Consider the following 16,656-nt stretch of genomic DNA (forward strand, 5'->3'; position numbering starts at 1 on the left):
TTGGCCAGGCGACGAGCCTGGCCTGCGGCGCGCGCCTAGATTGCGCCCCTGGGCTGCCTTGCGGGCACCATGACGGGGTCGCAAACACGCTCTTAGGGGCTGCCGGCGGCCGCCTGGCTGGCGAAGGTCAGGCGCGGCAGGCCGGCGCGGCGCGCGGCGTCCATCACATTGATCACCGCCTGGTGCGGCGTGGCGGCGTCGGCCGAGACGATCACCACCGCATCGCTGCGGCCCTCGGCGGCGGCGCGCAGCGCGCTGGCCAGCGCATCGACCGTGCGCCCATCCACCGCCTGGCGGTTGATGGCGTAGCGGCCCTCGGCCGACACGGCCACGATGACCTCGCCCGGCCGCTCCTTCAACTTCTCGGCGTCGGCCGTGGGCAGGGTGATCTGCAGCTCGGTGAAGCGCGAGTAGGTGGTGGACAGCATCAGAAAGATCAGGATCACCAACAGCACGTCGATGAAGGGGATCAGGTTGATCTCCGGCTCCTCCGAGCCACGGCGGCGGAACTTCATTTGCTGGCGGGCTGCAGCGGCGGCAGGCAGTAGCGGCTCAGGTGCGAGAGAAAGCGCTCGCTGGCCTGTTCCATCTCCACCACATAGGCTTCCACCCGGCCACGGAAGTAGCGGTAGAACATCAGCGAGGGGATGGCGATGATGAGGCCGAAGGCGGTGTTGTAGAGCGCGATCGAGATGCCGTGCGCCAGCATCGTCGGGTTGTTGCCGGTGGGGCTCTGGCTGCCAAAGATCTCGATCATGCCCACCACCGTGCCCAGCAGGCCCAGCAGCGGCGCCGCGGTGGCGATGGTGCCCAGGGTGTTCAGGTAGCGCTCCATCTGGTGGATGGCATGGCGGCCGGACAGCTCGAAGCTCTGGCGCAGGCGTGTCTCGGGGATGCGCGGCTCCAGGATCACGGCGCGCAGGCCGCTGGCCAGCACCTGGCCCAAGAGCGAGTTCTCGCTCAGCTTGCTGACCACGTCCAGGCTAGGCAGTTGCTGGCTGGTGACGCCCAGCACTTCGTCCAGCAGCTGGCCGGGTGCGACGCGCGAGGCGCGCAGGCTGGAGAAGCGTTCAATCACCAGGGCCAGGGCCACGACGGAGCACAGAAGCAGGGGCCAGATCGGCCAACCGGCGGCTTGTATGATCGAAAACAAAGGCTACCCCTCTCAGGACTTGGTCGGCTTGTTCATGGTGCTCGGCGCCGCGCAACAGGCTGCGCCGCACTGCGGGGGCGATTATGGCCCCAAGCCCGGCGCTCCAAGACAAGCGGCCGGGCGGATTTTGGTCAGGGTTTGTGCCTCCGAAGTCATCCACTTTTGCTGTGGATAACTTTGTGCGTAACTGGGCTGGCATCGGCCCCGGAGCACGCAGAATCGGGCCCAAAGACAAATTGCCTCATTTTTAAGCAGGAAAAAGCTCTTGAAATTCAAGCGTTTATGGCTCTGTGACGGTCGCATGACGGCCCGCATGGGCCGCCAGGCCAGTATTGGCGCGGCTGTGGAGTTCTGGACCCGCGCCAGCATTGGGTTTGCGCATGGTTGAGCCCTTCAAACCCGCTCCAACACGGCTGGTCTGGGGCGTGCAGGCGCTGCTGACGGCGGTCTCCGACAGCCTCGCCAGCCGCTATGCCAACTGCACCGTCGAGGGCGAGTTGTCGGGTTTCACCCGTGCCGCCAGCGGGCATTGCTATTTCAGCCTGAAGGACGCCGATGGCGCCACGGCGCTGCTGCGCTGCGCCATGTTCCGGCGCGCCGCCAGCCTGGTGGACTTCGCGCCGGGCGATGGCCACCGGGTCGAGGTGCGCGGCCGGCTGGCGCTCTATGAGCCGCGCGGCGAGCTGCAATTCGTCGTCGAGGCGATGCGCCGCGCCGGTGCCGGTGCGCTCTATGAGCAGTTCCTGCGCCTGAAGGCCAAGCTGGAGGCGCAGGGCCTGTTCGATGCCGAGCGCAAGAGGCCCCTGCCGGCCTATGCGCGCCGCATCGGCGTCATCACCTCCACCGCCGGTGCGGCCCTGCATGACGTGCTGACGGCGCTGCAACGGCGCGCACCGCATGCCGAGGTGTTCGTCTATCCCAGCCTGGTGCAGGGGCCGGAGGCGCCTGACAGCCTGGTGCGCGCCCTCCAGCTTGCCAACGAGCGCGGCGATGCCGAGTTGCTGCTGCTGTGCCGCGGCGGCGGTTCGCTGGAGGACCTGTGGGCCTTCAACGACGAGCGCGTGGTGCGCGCGGTGGCGGCCTCGGCCCTGCCGGTGATCTGCGGGGTCGGCCACGAGACCGACTTCAGCCTGGCCGATCTGGCCGCCGACCTGCGCGCGCCCACCCCCACCGCGGCGGCGGAACTGGCGACGCCGTCGCGCGCGTCCTGTCTGGACGCGCTGGACGCCCTGGCGCGCACGCTGCGGCGCCGGCTCGAGCAGCGCCTGGACGCCGCCGCCCAGCGCCTGGACCGCGTCGCCCTGCGGCTGGCGCGGCCAAGCGACAGCCTGACGCGCCAGCGCCGGCGCCTGGCCCTGCTGGCGCAGCGCTGGGGTCAGGTCTTGCCGCGGCTGCAAGGCCTGCAGGCGCAGACCCTCCGGCATCAGCAGCAAAGGCTCGTGCGCGTGCTGCCGCAGCAGCTCGAACGGCAGGCGCGCCGGCTCGATACGCTGGCGCAGCGCCTCGCCGCGCTGGACCCGCACCGGGTGCTGGCACGCGGCTATGCCTGGCTGGACGACGGGCAGGGCCGGGCGCTGAGTTCGGTGCGGCAGCTGCGGCTCGGCGCGGCCGTGCATGCGGTGCTGGCGGACGGCCAGGCCGAACTGCAGGTGCTGGCGCTTAAACCCGATGCCGCGCCCTGAATCCCCGCGCCCGAAAAGGTTGGCCCAAGCTGCCTACAATCGCGCCGATCTTTAGCCCCACTTGCGAATCAGAGGAGTCTCCATGGAACATACCTTGCCCGCCTTGCCCTATGCCAAGGACGCACTGGCCCCCCACTACAGCGCCGAGACGCTGGAGTTCCACCACGGCAAGCATCACAACGCCTATGTGGTGAACCTGAACAACCTGCAAAAGGGCACCGAGTTCGAGGCCATGGCGCTGGAAGAGATCGTCAAGAAGTCCAGCGGTCCGATCTACAACAACGCGGCCCAGATCTGGAACCACACCTTCTTCTGGAACTGCATGAAGCCCAATGGCGGCGGTGCGCCGAGCGGCGCGCTGGCGGACGCCATCAACGCCAAGTGGGGCAGCTTCGACGCCTTCAAGGAAGCCTTCACCAAGAGCGCGGTGGGCAACTTCGGCTCGGGCTGGACCTGGCTGGTGAAGAAGGCCGACGGCTCGGTGGACATCGTCAACACCGGCGCCGCCGGCACGCCGCTGACCACGGCCGACAAGGCGCTGCTGACCGTCGACGTGTGGGAGCATGCCTACTACATCGACTACCGCAATCTGCGCCCGAAGTTCGTCGAGGCCTTCCTGAACCATCTGGTGAACTGGGAGTTCGCGCAGGCCAACTTCGCCTGAGCCAGGCGGCGTCCTTGCCGAGGCCGGTCGCTGACCGGCCTTTTTCATGGCCGACAATGCCGGCCACCTTGGAGGGACCCCGATGCGAGTGTTGCTGGTCGAGGATGATGCGGCGCTGAGCCTGGGCGTGGCGCGCGCCCTGGAGCGCGAGGGCTGGCAGGTGGACGTGCTGGCCGACGGGCGCCAGGCGGCCGCGGCCGGCCTGGTGGCGCAGTTCGAGTTGGCGGTGCTGGACCTGGGCCTGCCCGGGCTGGACGGCATGGGCGTGCTGCGCGCCTGGCGTGCCCAGGGCGCCAAGCTGCCGGTGCTGCTGCTGACCGCCCGCGACGAGCTGGCCGATCGCGTCGGTGGCCTCAATGCCGGTGCCGACGACTATCTCGTCAAACCCTTCGATCTGCCCGAGCTGATTGCGCGCCTGCGCGCCCTGCAGCGGCGTGCCCAGGGCCGCGTCAGCGACACCTTGCAGCTCGGCGAGCTGCTGCTGGACGGCGCGCATCGCGAGCTGCTGTTCCGCGGCGAGCCGGTGCGCCTGAGCCAGCGCGAATTCGCGCTCACCGAGATGCTGATGCAGCGCGCCGGCCGCGTGGTGGGCAAGGACGCCATCGTGGCGCGCCTGTCCAGCTGGGAGGCCGATTTCAGCGAGAACTCGGTCGAGGTCTATGTGCATCGCCTGCGCAAGCGCTTCGCCGAGCTGGGGGTGGAGATACGCACCGTGCGCGGCTTCGGTTATGTGCTCGAGCCCGGCGCGCAGCTGCTCGGCGCGGACGCGCAACATGCCGGCTAGGCCGCCGAGCCTGCGCCGGCAATTGCTGGCACCGCTGGTGTGGATCTGGGCGCTGGGCATCGTGCTGGCGGCGGCCGGGGCCTATGGGCTGGCCAGCAGCAGCGCGAATGCCGCCTTCGACCGCGGGCTGCAGGACGAGACCAGCGCGCTGGCCGCCAAGATGGCGTGGACCGATCGCGGCCCCTTGCTCGACATGAGCCCGCAGACCCTGGAGCTGCTGACCTGGGACAGCACCGAGCGCAACAACTTCGTGGTGCTGGACGAGTCCGGGCGCGTGCTGGCGGGCGATGGCGAGGTGCCGCGGCCCGAGCTGCGCCACCACAGCTTCGCCAAGCCGCTGCTGTTCGACGGCCAGTTCCAGGGCCAGGCGGTGCGTGGCGCGATGTTCTCGCTGACCTCGCCGATGCTGGATCGTTCGGTGTCCATCATCGTGATCGAGACGCGTGGCAAGCGCCAGCGCTTGGTGCGCGATGTGCTGGTGGCGATGGCGCTGCCGACCCTGGCGCTGGGCGGCCTGAGCATGGTGCTGCTGGCATGGGGCATCCGGCGCGGCCTGCAGCCGCTGCGCGAGGTGGCACGCGAGGTGGCGCAGCGCGCCTCCAGCGATCTGCGCCCGCTGCCGATCGAGGGCGTGCCGGCCGAGGCCGTGCCGCTGATCGAGCGCATCAACACCTTGCTCAGCGACGTGCAGCATTCGGTGGCCCTGCAGCGGCGCTTTGTGGCCGATGCCGCGCACCAGATGCGCACCCCGGTGGCGGGCCTGCGCGTGTTGACCCAGGAGCTGGAGCAGGAACTCAAGGCCTTGCCCGCGGCGGCCGGTGCCGAGCCGGCCTGGGAGCCGGTGCTGCGGGCGATGCTGCAGTCCAGCGAGCGCCTGGCTCGCCTGATAGGCCAGTTGCTGAGCCTGGCGCGTTCGGAAGCGGCGCTCGCCTTCGATGGCGAGCAGGGCCGCATGGACCTGCGCCCCATCCTGCGCGAGGCCGCCGAGCCCCTGGCCCTGCGCGCGGCACGCGAGGGCAAGAGCCTGAGCCTGGAAATGCCCATGGAGCCGGTGCTGGCCCAGGCCCACCCGCTGTGGCTGGGCGAGGCGCTGGTGAACGTGCTGGACAACGCCCTGCGCTATGGCGGCGCCCACATCGTGCTGCGCCTGGGCGTGGTGGAGGGGCAGGCGCAGATCGACATCGAGGACGATGGCGAGGGCGTCGCGCCGCAGGATCTGCCGCGCCTCAGCGAAGCCTTCTGGCGCGGCGCGCGCGCCGACACGCGCAACGATGGCGGCACCGGCCTGGGCCTGGCGATCGCCTTTGAAATCATCAGCCGGCTGGGCGGCAGCTGGGCCGCCTTCACCCGGCCCGAGTTGCAGGGCTTTCGCATCCGCTGGCGTCTGCCCTAGGGTTTACTGGGGTGCGCTTGACATAAGTCATGACATCCGCCGTGCTTCTGCGTAGATTACGGCCTGCCGCCCGCTCCGCGGCGCCAGCCCTTGCTCATGTCCACAACCGCCGCCAGCGCCGCTCGCCCCGTCCCGGGGCTGGACGCGCTCGATGACCCCGATCTGCTTGCCAGCTATACGCAGTGGCAGACCCCGGCCGGTGGTGAGCGCATCGCCGTCTCGCAACTGCAGCTCACCGGCATGCATTGCGCGGCCTGCGCCAGCATCATCGAGTCCACCCTGACGGCCCAGGCCGGCGTGCTTTCCGCCCAGGTGAATGCGGCGGCCGAGCGCCTGCAGCTGCGCTGGGACCCGGCGCGTACCCGCATCAGCACCCTGGTGCAGGCGATTGCCGGTGCCGGCTATGGCGCCGCGCCGGATGCCGCCGCGCCGGCGCGCGAGCAGCGCGAGCGCGAGCGTCGCCAGGCGCTGTGGCGCTTGTTCGTCGCGGCCTTTCTGATGATGCAGGTGATGATGCTGGCCACGCCCATCTATGTGGCCGATCCCGGCGATATGAGCGCCGACCTGCGCCAGCTGCTGCTGTGGGGCTCCTGGGTGCTGAGCCTGCCGGTGATGCTGTTCTCGGCCGGGCCCTTCTTCAGCTCCGCCTGGCGCCAGCTGCGTGCCGGCCACCTGGGCATGGACGTGCCGGTGAGCCTGGGCCTGCTGGTGACCTTCGTCGCCAGCACCGGCGCCACCTTCGATCCGGGGGGGCTGTTCGGCCACGAGGTCTATTTCGATTCACTCACCATGTTCGTCAGCTTTCTGCTGGCCGGGCGTTTCCTGGAGCTGCGCGCGCGCCACCGCGTGGCGCAAAGCCTGGAGCAGGCGATGTCGCGCCTGCCGGATCGCGTCGAGCGCCTGGAGCCGGATGGCAGCAGCAGCCAGGTGAGCCCGCAGCGCCTGCGCGCCGGGGATCTGGTGCGCGTGTTCGCCGGCCAGGCCTTCCCGGCCGACGGGCGGCTGGAGCAGGGCGCCACCGAGGCCGACGAGGCGCTGCTGAGCGGCGAGTCGCTGCCGGTGCCCAAGCGCGTCGGTGACGAGCTGGTGGCGGGCAGCATGAACCTGCATGCACCGGTGCTGCTGCGGGTGCTGCGCGTGGGCGCGGACACGCGCTACGAGGGCATCGTGCAGCTGATGCGCAGCGCGCTGACGCAGCGCCCGCGCGAGCTGCGCATGGCCGACCGCATCGCCGGGCCGTTTCTGTGGGGTGTGCTGCTGCTGGCCGGGCTGGCGGCGCTGGCCTGGCACTTCGTGGCGCCCGAGCGCGCCATCTGGGTGGCGGTGTCGGTGCTGATCGTCACCTGCCCCTGCGCACTCTCGCTGGCCGGGCCCTCGGCCTGGCTGGCCGCCGCGGGCGCGCTGGCGCGGCGCGGCATCCTGCTGGGCCGCCTGGAAGCGCTGGAAACACTGGCGCGCGTGGACATGGTGGTGCTGGACAAGACCGGCACGCTCACCGAAGACCGGCTGGTGCTGGCGGGCAGCTGGCCGGCGCGGCCCGATGCCGCGCTGCTGGCCCAGGCGGCCGCGCTGGCGCACCATTCGCGCCACCCGATGGCGCTGGCGCTGGCGGCCGCACACCCGGTGGACGAGGCCGCCAAGGCGCAGTGGCTGGACGTGCGGGAGCTGCCCGGGCGCGGCCTGCAGGCGCGCGATGCCCAGGGCCGGCAATGGCGGCTGGGCAGCCTGGACTGGCTGGGCGCGGACCGTGCGCTGCTGCCTGAGGCGCAGCTGGCGTTCGGGAGTGAGGATGCCAAGGGCGGCGTGAGCCTGATGCTGGCCTTTGACGAGCAATTGCGCCCCGATGCCGCGGCCGCGATGCAGGCGCTGCGCGCTCAGGGCCTGCAGACCCTGCTGCTGTCCGGCGATCTGCCGGCGCGCGCCGAGCGGGTGGCGCGGCAGGCCGGCGTGCAGGCGGCGCGCGGTGGCGTCAGCCCCGAGGGCAAGCTGGCCGCGGTGGCCGAGCTGCAGGCCCAGGGGCGCTGCGTGCTGATGGTGGGCGATGGCATCAACGACGCGCCGGTGCTGGCGCGCGCCGACGCCAGCCTGGCGATGGGGCAGGGCGCCCTGGTCGCCAAGGCGCAGGCGGATGGCATCGTGCTGTCGACTCGGCTGAGCGATGTCGTGCTGGCGCGCGAGCTGGCGCTGCGCACGCGCCGCGTGATACGCCAGAACCTGGGCTGGGCCGCGGCCTACAACGCCGCCTGCATCCCCTTGGCCCTGCTGGGCTATCTGCCGCCCTGGGCCGCCGGCATCGGCATGGCGGCGAGTTCGCTGTTCGTGATCCTCAACGCGCTACGGCTCTCCCAAGAGCTGGGCAAGACCTGACACCATGGAAATCCTGTATTTGCTGATCCCGCTGTCGGTGGTGCTGGTGCTGCTGATCGTGGGCGTGTTCGGCTGGGCCATCAACAACGGCCAATTGGACGATCTGGAGCGCGAGGGCGGACGCATTCTGGAGGATGAAACCGCGGTGGTTGATGGCGATCAAGCTCGGTCGCCGCAACAACCCTAAGAATCGCCGGGTCAATTTAGAAACGTGTAAGGAGCAGCTCAATGGCTAGTGTCTCGCAACCGGCTGGGCCGGTGTATGAGGACGGCGTCGTACGCGCATTTGCGCTTGCGGCCGTCCTGTGGGGCGTGGTCGGCATGCTGGTCGGCGTCATCTGCGCCGCCCAGCTCGCCTGGCCCGAACTCAATCTGGGAATCCCTTTCCTGAGCTATGGCCGCTTGCGTCCATTGCACACGAACGCGGTGATCTTCGCCTTCGGCGGTTGCACGCTGTTCGCGACCGCCTACCACGTGGTGCAGCGCACCGGCCAGACGCGCCTGTTCGCGCCCGGCCTGGCCTGGTTCACCTTCTGGGGCTGGCAACTGGTGATCCTGCTGGCAGCGATCAGCCTGCCGATGGGCTTCACCTCCGGCAAGGAATACGCCGAGCTGGAATGGCCGATCGACATCCTCATCACCCTGGTGTGGGTCTCCTACGCGGTGGTGTTCTTCGGCACCGTCGGCACCCGCAAGATCCGCCACATCTATGTGGCGAACTGGTTCTTCGGCGCCTTCATCATCGCCGTGGCCCTGCTGCACCTGGTCAACAGCGCCGCCATCCCCGTCAGCCTGACCAAGAGCTACTCCGCCTATGCCGGCGTGCAGGACGCCATGGTGCAGTGGTGGTACGGCCATAACGCCGTGGGCTTCTTCCTGACCGCGGGCTTCCTCGGGATGATGTACTACTACATCCCCAAGCAGGCCGGTCGCCCGGTGTATAGCTACCGCCTCTCGATCGTGCACTTCTGGGCGCTGATCTTCACCTATATGTGGGCGGGCCCCCACCATCTGCACTACACCGCGCTGCCCGACTGGGCGCAATCGGTGGGCATGGTGTTCTCGCTGGTGCTGCTTGCGCCCAGCTGGGGCGGCATGATCAACGGCATCATGACGCTCTCGGGTGCCTGGCACAAGCTGCGTGACGACCCGATCCTGAAGTTCCTGATCGTCTCGCTGTCCTTCTACGGCATGTCGACCTTCGAAGGCCCGATGATGTCCATCAAGACGGTGAACGCGCTCTCGCACTACACCGACTGGACCGTTGGCCACGTGCACTCCGGTGCGCTGGGCTGGGTGGGCCTGATCTCGATGGGCTGCCTGTATCACCTGATCCCGCGCATGTTCGGCCGTGTGGAGATGTACTCCAAGCGCGCCATCGAGCTGCACTTCTGGGTCGCCACCATCGGCATCGTGCTCTACATCGCCGCGATGTGGATTGCCGGCGTGATGCAGGGCCTGATGTGGCGTGCGGTCAACCCCGACGGCACCCTGGTCTACACCTTCGTGGAAAGCGTCAAGGCCACCTATCCCTTCTATGTGATTCGCCTCGGCGGCGGTCTGCTCTATCTGGGCGGCATGCTGATCATGGGCTGGAACGTGGTGAAGACGGTGCAGGCTGGCAAGGCTCAGGCCGTGCGCATCCCCGCCGTGGTCGCCCACGCCTGAAGCAGACGGAGTCAACAAATGGCAAATACCAATCACGCCGTCGCTGGTCACGAGAAGATTGAAACCAGCAATTTCCTGATGATCGTGCTGGTGCTGCTGACGGTGGTCGTCGGTGGCATCGTCGAAATCGTGCCGCTGTTCTTCCAGCGCTCCACCACCCAGCCGGTGGAGGGCCTCAAGCCCTATACCGCGCTGCAGCTGGCCGGCCGGGACGTCTACATCCGCGAGGGCTGCTACAACTGCCACTCGCAGATGATCCGACCCTTCCGTGCCGAGACCATGCGCTATGGCCATTATTCGGTGGCCGGCGAATTCGTCTACGACCACCCCTTCCAATGGGGCAGCAAGCGCACCGGGCCCGACCTGCAGCGCGTCGGCGGCAAGTACAGCGATGAATGGCATCGCATCCACATGACCAATCCGCGCGACCTGGTGCCCGAGTCGAACATGCCTGCCTACCCCTGGCTGGCCAAGTCGAACGTCAACCCGGCCGACATGGCGCCCAAGTTCCGCGCCCTGCGCACGGTGGGCGTGCCTTATACCGACGACGACATCGCCAAGGCCGGCGATGAGGTCAAGGGCAAGACCGAGCTGGATGCGGTGATCGCCTACCTGCAGGTCATGGGCACCGCGCTCAAGTAAGGAGTGACCATGGATATCAATGACCTGAGAGCGGGATTCACCCTGCTGTCGATGCTGATGTTTGTGGGCATCGCCTTCTGGGCGTACTCCAAGCGCAATCTGCACCGCTTCGATGAGGTGGCCGCCATGCCCCTGATGGACGATGGCGAGCCAGCCGAACCCAACCTCGCAAGGAGGCCTGAATGAGTGACTTTTTCTCCAATGGCTGGTCGGTCTTCGTGGCCGGCGCCACCATCCTTGGCCTGCTGCTGTGCCTGGTGCTGTTGATCATCGCCAGCCGCCGCAAGATCATGGCCAACGACAACACCACCGGCCATATCTGGGACGAAGACCTGCGTGAACTGAACAACCCGCTGCCGCGCTGGTGGATGGGCTTGTTCGTGCTGACGGTGGTGTTCTCCGGCATCTACCTGGCCATGTACCCGGGCCTGGGCAGCACCGAGGGCAGCCTGAAGTGGACCAGCACCGGCCAGTACGAGGCCGAGCAGGCCAAGGCCCGCGCCGCACTCGAGGGTGTCTACGCCAAGTACGCGGCCATGCCGGCCGAGGCCCTGGCCAAGGACCCGCAGGCGATGGGCATTGGCGAGCGCCTGTTCGCGAACAACTGCGCCGGCTGCCATGGCTCCGATGCACGCGGCTCCAAGGGCTTCCCCAACCTGACCGATAGCGACTGGCTCTATGGCGGTGCGCATGACACCATCATCGAAACCATCAGCAAGGGCCGCAACGGCGTGATGCCGCCGATGGCCGCCGCGGTGGGCACGCCGGAAGACGTGCGCAATGTGGCCAACTATGTGCTGAGCCTGTCGGGCAGCCCGCACAACTCGATCGCGGCCCAGCTGGGCAAGCCCAAGTTCGGTGCTTGCGCGGCCTGCCATGGTCCGGACGGCAAGGGCAACCAGGCTCTGGGCGCGCCCAACCTGACCGACAAGGTATGGCTGCATGGCTGGGGCGAAGACGCGGTGATGGCGATGATCAACAACGGCAAGAACAACGTCATGCCCGCCCACGCCTCGCGCCTGAGCCCCGAGCAGGTGCGCGTGCTGGCGGCCTATGTGTGGAGCCTGTCGCAAACCACGGCCGTGGCCGCCAAGTAAGAAGTAGCAGAAAAGCAGCAACTGATGAGCAGCGAAGCCAGCGCCACGACCCAGCCCAGCCAGAGCGGTGGTGATGCCGCCGTGGAGATGGTTTCGCTCTATCAGGCACAGAAGAAGATCTACCCCCGCGCCGTCACGGGGTGGTTTGCGACCTGGCGCTGGAGCCTGGTCTGGATCACGCAGCTGCTGTTCTACGGCCTGCCCTGGTTGAACTGGAACGGCCGCCAGGCCGTGCTCTTCGACCTGGGCGCGCGCCGTTTCTATATCTTCGAACTGGTCCTGTATCCGCAGGACTTCATCTTCCTGACCGGGATCCTGCTGATCTCGGCCTATGCGCTGTTTCTCTTCACCGCGGTGGCGGGGCGGCTGTGGTGCGGCTATGCCTGCCCGCAGACCGTCTACACCGAGATCTTCATGTGGGTGGAGAAGCGCTTCGAGGGCGATCGCGCCGCACGCATGCGGCTCGACGCCGGCCCCTGGACCGCCGAGAAGCTGGCGCGCAAGGGCGGCAAGCAGCTGGTCTGGCTGAGCCTGGGCCTGTGGACCGGCTTTACCTTTGTCGGCTACTTCACGCCCATCAAGCTGCTGGGCAGCGAGGCCCTGGCCCTGAGCTTCGGGCCCTGGGAATGGTTCTGGGTGCTGTTCTACGGTTTTGCCACCTACGGCAACGCAGGCTATATGCGCGAGCAGGTCTGCAAATACATGTGCCCCTATGCGCGCTTCCAGAGCGCCATGTTCGACAAGGACACGCTGATCATCAGCTATGACGCCGAGCGCGGCGAGCCGCGCGGCGCGCGCGGGCGCAAGGCGGACCCGAAGCAACTCGGGCTCGGCGCCTGCATCGACTGCAATCTCTGTGTGCATGTCTGCCCCACCGGCATCGACATCCGCAAAGGCCTGCAATACGAGTGCATCGGCTGCGCCGCCTGCGTCGATGTGTGCAACGGCGTGATGGACAAGATGGGCTATGCGCGCGGCCTGGTGCGCTATGACACCCAGAACGGGCTGTCCCAGCACCTGACGCGCAGCCAGCTGCTGGCGCGCATGTTCCGCCCGCGCGTGCTGATCTATACCGCCATCCTTTTCGTCATCAGCGCGGCCCTGATGGCCAGCATCGCGCTGCGCACCACCTTCAAGGTGGACGTGGTGCGCGACCGCGCTTCGCTGGCGCGGCAGGTCGAGGACGGCTATGTGGAAAACGTCTACCGCCTGCAGATCATGAATGCCACCGAGCAGGAGCAGCGTTTCACGCTGACGGCCTCCGGCCTGCTGGGCCTGCGCATGCAGCCCGCGGTGGACGTCGTTGCGGTCGGACCCGCCGAGGCGCGCTGGATCTCGGTGGCGCTGCGCGTGCCGCCCGAGGTCGCGGCCAGCGAGGGCGCCGGCGCCCATCCGATCCAGTTCGAGATCCGCCGCCTCGCCAGCCCGGGCACCGACGCCGGCAGTCTGATGGAAAAATCAACCTTTGTGCTGCCGCGTTGAGCGGCGGCCCATTCATCCGAAAGAGCACGCCATGAGCAAGCAGCAAGACCTGACCCCGGCCGACAAGCCCGCCCCCTGGTGGCGCGAACGCATGATGTGGCTGGTGGTGGGCGGCCCGTCGGTGGTGATCGTCGCCTGCATCGCCACGCTGACGCTGGCGATCCGTTTCCCGGATCCGGTGATCGAGACCAAAGCCCGCCTGTCGGCCGACAGTGCGGAAGAGCAGGGCGCGGCCCTGCAGCCCGCCATCAAGGCCCGCAACCATGCGGCGACGGGCGGCCACTGACGCAGCAGACTCACAAGCCGAGGGGGCGCGTATGGGTGAAGCAGGGGACGCAGCAGGGGACGAAGCAGGGGACGAAGCAGGGGACGAAGCAGGTATTGAGCGCAGGCCAGGTGACCGGCCGGGGCTGGTGCGTTCGGCCATGTTCATCCTCTGGCCGTCCTTCTTCATGGCCGGCGTGACCGTGGCGCTGGTGTTCGCGGTGGTGGACCCCAGCGATCTGAGTTGGTTCGGCGCGGCCCCGATGGCGCTGCCGCGCGCCGCCATCTACACGCTCAGCTTCCTGATCTTCTGGCTGCTCATCAGCGCCGCATCGGCGATGTCGCTGTACCTGGCCCAGCAACAAAAAAGCCCGCCTCAGTAGCGGGCCTGGGCGGGCGTTTGAGGCTTTGCGGCCGCGCTCAGCAGGTGGTGCTGTTGACCAGCTTCTGCAGCCCCGGCTGATCCATGATGCGGATCTGGCGCTGCTTCACTTCCAGCAGCCCGTCTTCCTGGAACTTCGAGAAGGTGCGGCTGACCGTCTCCAGCTTCAGGCCCAGATAGCTGCCGATTTCCTCGCGCGTCATGCGCAGCACCAGGGCCGAGGCCGAGAAGCCGCGCGCCTGCAGGCGCTGGGTCAGGTTGAGCAGGAAGGCCGCCAGGCGCTCCTCGGCGCGCATGCTGCCCAACAGCAGCATCACGCCATGGTCGCGCACGATTTCGCGGCTCATGATCTTGTGGAACTGGTGCTGCAGATCGGTGAATTCGCGCGACAGCTCTTCCAACTGGCTGTAGGGGATCACGCAGACCTGCGAGTCCTCCAAGGCCACGGCGTCGCAGCTGTGGCGGTCATTGCTGATGCCGTCCAGCCCCAGCAACTCGCCGGCCATCTGGAAGCCGGTGACCTGGTCGCGCCCGTCTTCGGAAGACACGCAGGTCTTGAAGAACCCGGTGCGCACCGCATAAAGCGACTGGAAGGAGTCCCCGGTACGGAACAGCGTGTCGCCGCGTTCGACATTGCGGCGTGTGGCCACCAGGGCGTCCAGTTGATCCAGGTCACCCTTGGACAGGCCGACGGGCAAGCACAACTCCCGCAGGTTGCAGCTGGAACAAGCTACCTTGAAGGGCTCGATCTTGATGGCGTGGTTGGCATTCATGTGGCGAATTATGGTGGCTGGGCCCGGAGCTGGGGCGGATTCCGCACCCGATGGCGTGCCTGTGTGCATAGAGTTGAACATGATGCTCCTCAAGATTGACGCCATTCTTTCTCTATGCTCGCGCTGCAAGATTGACCCAAGTCAAACGCCCTGTCAACGGGCTTGGCACAGTACGGTCCATGGAACCAAGAGTCGCTGAACCCCTGCCAGGCATCACCGAAGACGTGTTGCGCCGCTTTGACGTTTCCGGGCCGCGCTACACCTCCTACCCGACTGCCGACCGTTTCGTCGAGGCCTTTACCACCACCCAATACCGTCAGGCCCTGCAACAGCGGGCCCAGGGCGGCGTGGTGGGCGGCGGCGCGCCGCTGTCCATCTATGTGCACATCCCCTTCTGCGAGTCGGTCTGCTATTACTGCGCTTGCAACAAGGTCATCACCAAGCACCATGAGAAGGCGGCCGAATACCTGGACGCGCTGGTCACGGAGATGGACCTGACCCTGGCGGATCTCGGACGCACCCAGTCGGTGTCGCAGCTGCATCTGGGCGGCGGTTCACCGACCTTCCTCAGCGATGCGGAGCTGACGCGCCTGATGGACGACATTCGCAGCCGCTTCAAGCTCGCGCCCGGTGCCGAGATCTCGATCGAGGTGGATCCGCGCACCGTCACCAACGAGCGCCTGCAGCATCTGCGCGGCCTAGGCTTCAATCGCCTGAGCTTTGGCGTGCAGGACTTCGACCCGGCGGTGCAGAAGGCCGTGCATCGCATGCAGAGCTACGAGAGCGTGGAAGCGTTGATGATCCAGGCGCGTGCCCTGGGCTTCGAATCCACCAATGTGGACCTGATCTACGGCCTGCCGCAGCAGACGCCCGAGTCCTTCGCCCGCACCATCGCCCAGGTGGCGGCGCTCAAGCCGGACCGCATCGCGCTGTATGGCTACGCCCATCTGCCGCAGCGCTTCAAGCCGCAGCGCCGCATCGACGCCGCGCTGCTGCCGGTGGCGGCCGACAAGCTGCACATGCTGTCGGGCGCGCTCGGCGGCTTTGTCGGCCACGGCTACACCTATATCGGCATGGACCATTTCGCCCTGCCCAACGACAGCCTGGCGGTGGCCAAGCGCCAGGGCAGGTTGCACCGCAACTTCCAGGGCTACAGCACCCAGCCTGATTGCGACCTGATCGGCCTGGGCGTTTCCGCCATCGGCCGCATCGGCGCCACCTACAGCCAGAATGCCAAGACCCTGCCCGAGTACTACGACGCGCTGGCCCATGGCCAGCTGCCGATCGAGCGCGGCCTGGCCCTGTCGCGCGACGACCTGGTGCGGCGCGCCATGATCATGGCGCTGATGTGCCAGGGGCGGGTGGAGTTCGAGTCCATCGAGCTGGCGCATCTGATCAAGGTGCAGGACTACTTCGGCCCCGAGCTGGAGCGCCTGCGCGCCATGGCCGATACCGGCCTGGTGCTGGTGGAGCCCAGCGCGATCCAGGTCACCGCCATGGGCTGGTACTTTGTGCGCGCCGTGGCCATGGTGTTCGATCGCTACCTGAGCGCCGACCAGACGCGCGCCAAGTTTTCGCGCATCATCTGACCCCATGTTGGATCTCGCACTTGCCGGCTCGGCCCTGCTGATGGGCCTGGCCGGCACGCCCCATTGTCTGGCCATGTGTGGCCCGACCGCCGCTGCTTGCGGCAGAGCGGGGCGAGGTGCGGCGGGCGCGTTCCAGCTGGGCCGCATGCTGAGCTATGGGCTTGGCGGCGCCGTGGTGGCGGCCAGTGTGGGCGCGCTGGCCTGGATCGGCAGTGCGGCGGCCTGGCTGCGGCCGCTGTGGCTGCTCGTGCATGCCGCGGCCCTGTTGCTGGGCCTGTACCTGCTGGTGTTTGCCAGGCAGCCGGCTTGGCTGGGTCAGATCGGCCGCCAGGTCAACGTGGCAACGCTCGCCATGCCCGGGGCAGGGCGGGTGGTGCTGTCGGCCCCGGCTCGATCCGGGCTGGTCGGCCTGGCCTGGGTGGCCTGGCCCTGTGGGCTGCTGCAATCGGCCCTGCTGACCGCGGGCCTGGCCAGCGGCGCTGCGGCCGGCGCACTGGTGATGATGGCCTTTGCAGCCGGCTCCGGAGCGGGCCTGGCGCTGGGCCCCGGCCTGCTGCTGAAAGCCCTGGGTGCGCAAGGCATGGCCTGGGCGGTGCGCCTGGCCGGCCTGGCCCTGATCGCCGCCTCCGGATGGGCCCTGGGCCATGGCGTCTGGTTGCAGGTCGCCGCCCTCTGCGGCCTGCCCAGCTGAGAAACTGATCAAGGCCAAGACTTCT

The 16,656-nt window shown here is 67.9% G+C and carries 18 protein-coding genes; 15 read left to right on the forward strand and 3 right to left on the reverse strand.

What is annotated here, in order from left to right:
• Nucleotides 1-92: 92 nt before the first annotated feature.
• Together AC3WQY_RS13095 and AC3WQY_RS13100 are read right to left on the reverse strand one after the other, a co-directional pair.
• On the reverse strand, nt 93-515 hold the full coding sequence (locus AC3WQY_RS13095; protein WP_492708948.1) for an ExbD/TolR family protein: 423 nt from the start codon (nt 513-515) through the stop codon (nt 93-95).
• Entirely contained in the window at nt 512-1,153 is a 642-nt protein-coding gene (locus AC3WQY_RS13100) for a MotA/TolQ/ExbB proton channel family protein (protein ID WP_285232758.1), read from the reverse strand. Before AC3WQY_RS13100 ends, AC3WQY_RS13095 begins: the two co-directional genes overlap by 4 nt.
• 380 nt (nt 1,154-1,533) lie before the next feature.
• On the opposite strand from AC3WQY_RS13100, the gene xseA reads away from it, so the two are divergent.
• The 13 genes from xseA to AC3WQY_RS13165 all read left to right on the forward strand — a co-directional run bounded on the left by xseA (nt 1,534) and on the right by AC3WQY_RS13165 (nt 13,579).
• On the forward strand, nt 1,534-2,835 hold the full coding sequence (xseA, locus tag AC3WQY_RS13105; RefSeq protein ID WP_492708951.1) for an exodeoxyribonuclease VII large subunit: 1,302 nt from the start codon (nt 1,534-1,536) through the stop codon (nt 2,833-2,835).
• A gap of 82 nt (nt 2,836-2,917) precedes the next feature.
• The gene (locus tag AC3WQY_RS13110) at nt 2,918-3,499 is read left to right on the forward strand and encodes a superoxide dismutase (RefSeq protein WP_492708953.1); all 582 of its coding nucleotides are present in this window, start codon (nt 2,918-2,920) and stop codon (nt 3,497-3,499) included.
• Between the two features lie 82 nt (nt 3,500-3,581).
• Nucleotides 3,582-4,283 (forward strand): response regulator, encoded by a 702-nt coding sequence (locus tag AC3WQY_RS13115; RefSeq protein ID WP_492708954.1) that lies wholly within the window; start codon nt 3,582-3,584, stop codon nt 4,281-4,283.
• Nucleotides 4,273-5,676 (forward strand): sensor histidine kinase N-terminal domain-containing protein, encoded by a 1,404-nt coding sequence (locus AC3WQY_RS13120; protein ID WP_492708956.1) that lies wholly within the window; start codon nt 4,273-4,275, stop codon nt 5,674-5,676. The genes AC3WQY_RS13115 and AC3WQY_RS13120 overlap by 11 nt, the downstream gene beginning before the upstream one ends.
• Nucleotides 5,677-5,772: 96 nt before the next feature.
• On the forward strand, nt 5,773-8,043 hold the full coding sequence (locus AC3WQY_RS13125) for a heavy metal translocating P-type ATPase (protein ID WP_492708958.1): 2,271 nt from the start codon (nt 5,773-5,775) through the stop codon (nt 8,041-8,043).
• A gap of 4 nt (nt 8,044-8,047) precedes the next feature.
• Nucleotides 8,048-8,230, forward strand: a complete 183-nt coding sequence (ccoS, locus tag AC3WQY_RS13130; protein ID WP_342399166.1) for a cbb3-type cytochrome oxidase assembly protein CcoS — start codon at nt 8,048-8,050, stop codon at nt 8,228-8,230.
• A 41-nt stretch (nt 8,231-8,271) separates the two neighbouring features.
• Entirely contained in the window at nt 8,272-9,711 is a 1,440-nt protein-coding gene (gene ccoN, locus AC3WQY_RS13135) for a cytochrome-c oxidase, cbb3-type subunit I (RefSeq protein ID WP_492708960.1), read from the forward strand.
• 18 nt (nt 9,712-9,729) lie between these two features.
• A complete protein-coding gene (ccoO, locus tag AC3WQY_RS13140; protein ID WP_285232751.1) occupies nt 9,730-10,353 on the forward strand; it encodes a cytochrome-c oxidase, cbb3-type subunit II in 624 nt (207 codons plus the stop codon).
• A gap of 9 nt (nt 10,354-10,362) precedes the next feature.
• Nucleotides 10,363-10,539 (forward strand): cbb3-type cytochrome oxidase subunit 3, encoded by a 177-nt coding sequence (locus AC3WQY_RS13145; protein WP_492708962.1) that lies wholly within the window; start codon nt 10,363-10,365, stop codon nt 10,537-10,539.
• A complete protein-coding gene (ccoP, locus tag AC3WQY_RS13150) occupies nt 10,536-11,450 on the forward strand; it encodes a cytochrome-c oxidase, cbb3-type subunit III (RefSeq protein WP_492708964.1) in 915 nt (304 codons plus the stop codon). The genes AC3WQY_RS13145 and ccoP overlap by 4 nt, the downstream gene beginning before the upstream one ends.
• Nucleotides 11,451-11,474: 24 nt before the next feature.
• Nucleotides 11,475-12,932: a cytochrome c oxidase accessory protein CcoG gene (gene ccoG / locus AC3WQY_RS13155; protein WP_492708966.1), complete on the forward strand. Its 1,458-nt coding sequence runs from the start codon at nt 11,475-11,477 to the stop codon at nt 12,930-12,932.
• A gap of 31 nt (nt 12,933-12,963) precedes the next feature.
• Nucleotides 12,964-13,218, forward strand: coding sequence for a hypothetical protein (locus AC3WQY_RS13160; RefSeq protein ID WP_492708967.1), 255 nt, complete (start codon nt 12,964-12,966; stop codon nt 13,216-13,218).
• 139 nt (nt 13,219-13,357) lie between these two features.
• Nucleotides 13,358-13,579: a hypothetical protein gene (locus AC3WQY_RS13165; RefSeq protein ID WP_285232746.1), complete on the forward strand. Its 222-nt coding sequence runs from the start codon at nt 13,358-13,360 to the stop codon at nt 13,577-13,579.
• A gap of 37 nt (nt 13,580-13,616) precedes the next feature.
• Here the strand turns inward: AC3WQY_RS13165 and fnr are convergent, their stop codons facing one another.
• Nucleotides 13,617-14,351 carry a fumarate/nitrate reduction transcriptional regulator Fnr gene (gene fnr, locus AC3WQY_RS13170; RefSeq protein ID WP_285232745.1) on the reverse strand — a complete coding sequence of 245 codons (735 nt, stop codon included), beginning with the start codon at nt 14,349-14,351 and terminating at the stop codon, nt 13,617-13,619.
• A 179-nt stretch (nt 14,352-14,530) separates the two neighbouring features.
• Between fnr and hemN the strand changes: the two genes are divergently transcribed.
• Both hemN and AC3WQY_RS13180 read left to right on the forward strand, forming a co-directional pair.
• Complete coding sequence (hemN, locus tag AC3WQY_RS13175) at nt 14,531-15,940, forward strand: oxygen-independent coproporphyrinogen III oxidase (RefSeq protein ID WP_492708969.1); 1,410 nt, start codon at nt 14,531-14,533, stop codon at nt 15,938-15,940.
• Nucleotides 15,941-15,944: 4 nt separating this feature from the next.
• Entirely contained in the window at nt 15,945-16,631 is a 687-nt protein-coding gene (locus AC3WQY_RS13180; RefSeq protein WP_492708971.1) for a sulfite exporter TauE/SafE family protein, read from the forward strand.
• Nucleotides 16,632-16,656: the final 25 nt, after the last annotated feature.

The organism is Roseateles sp. FW301-B2, from assembly GCF_058788955.1.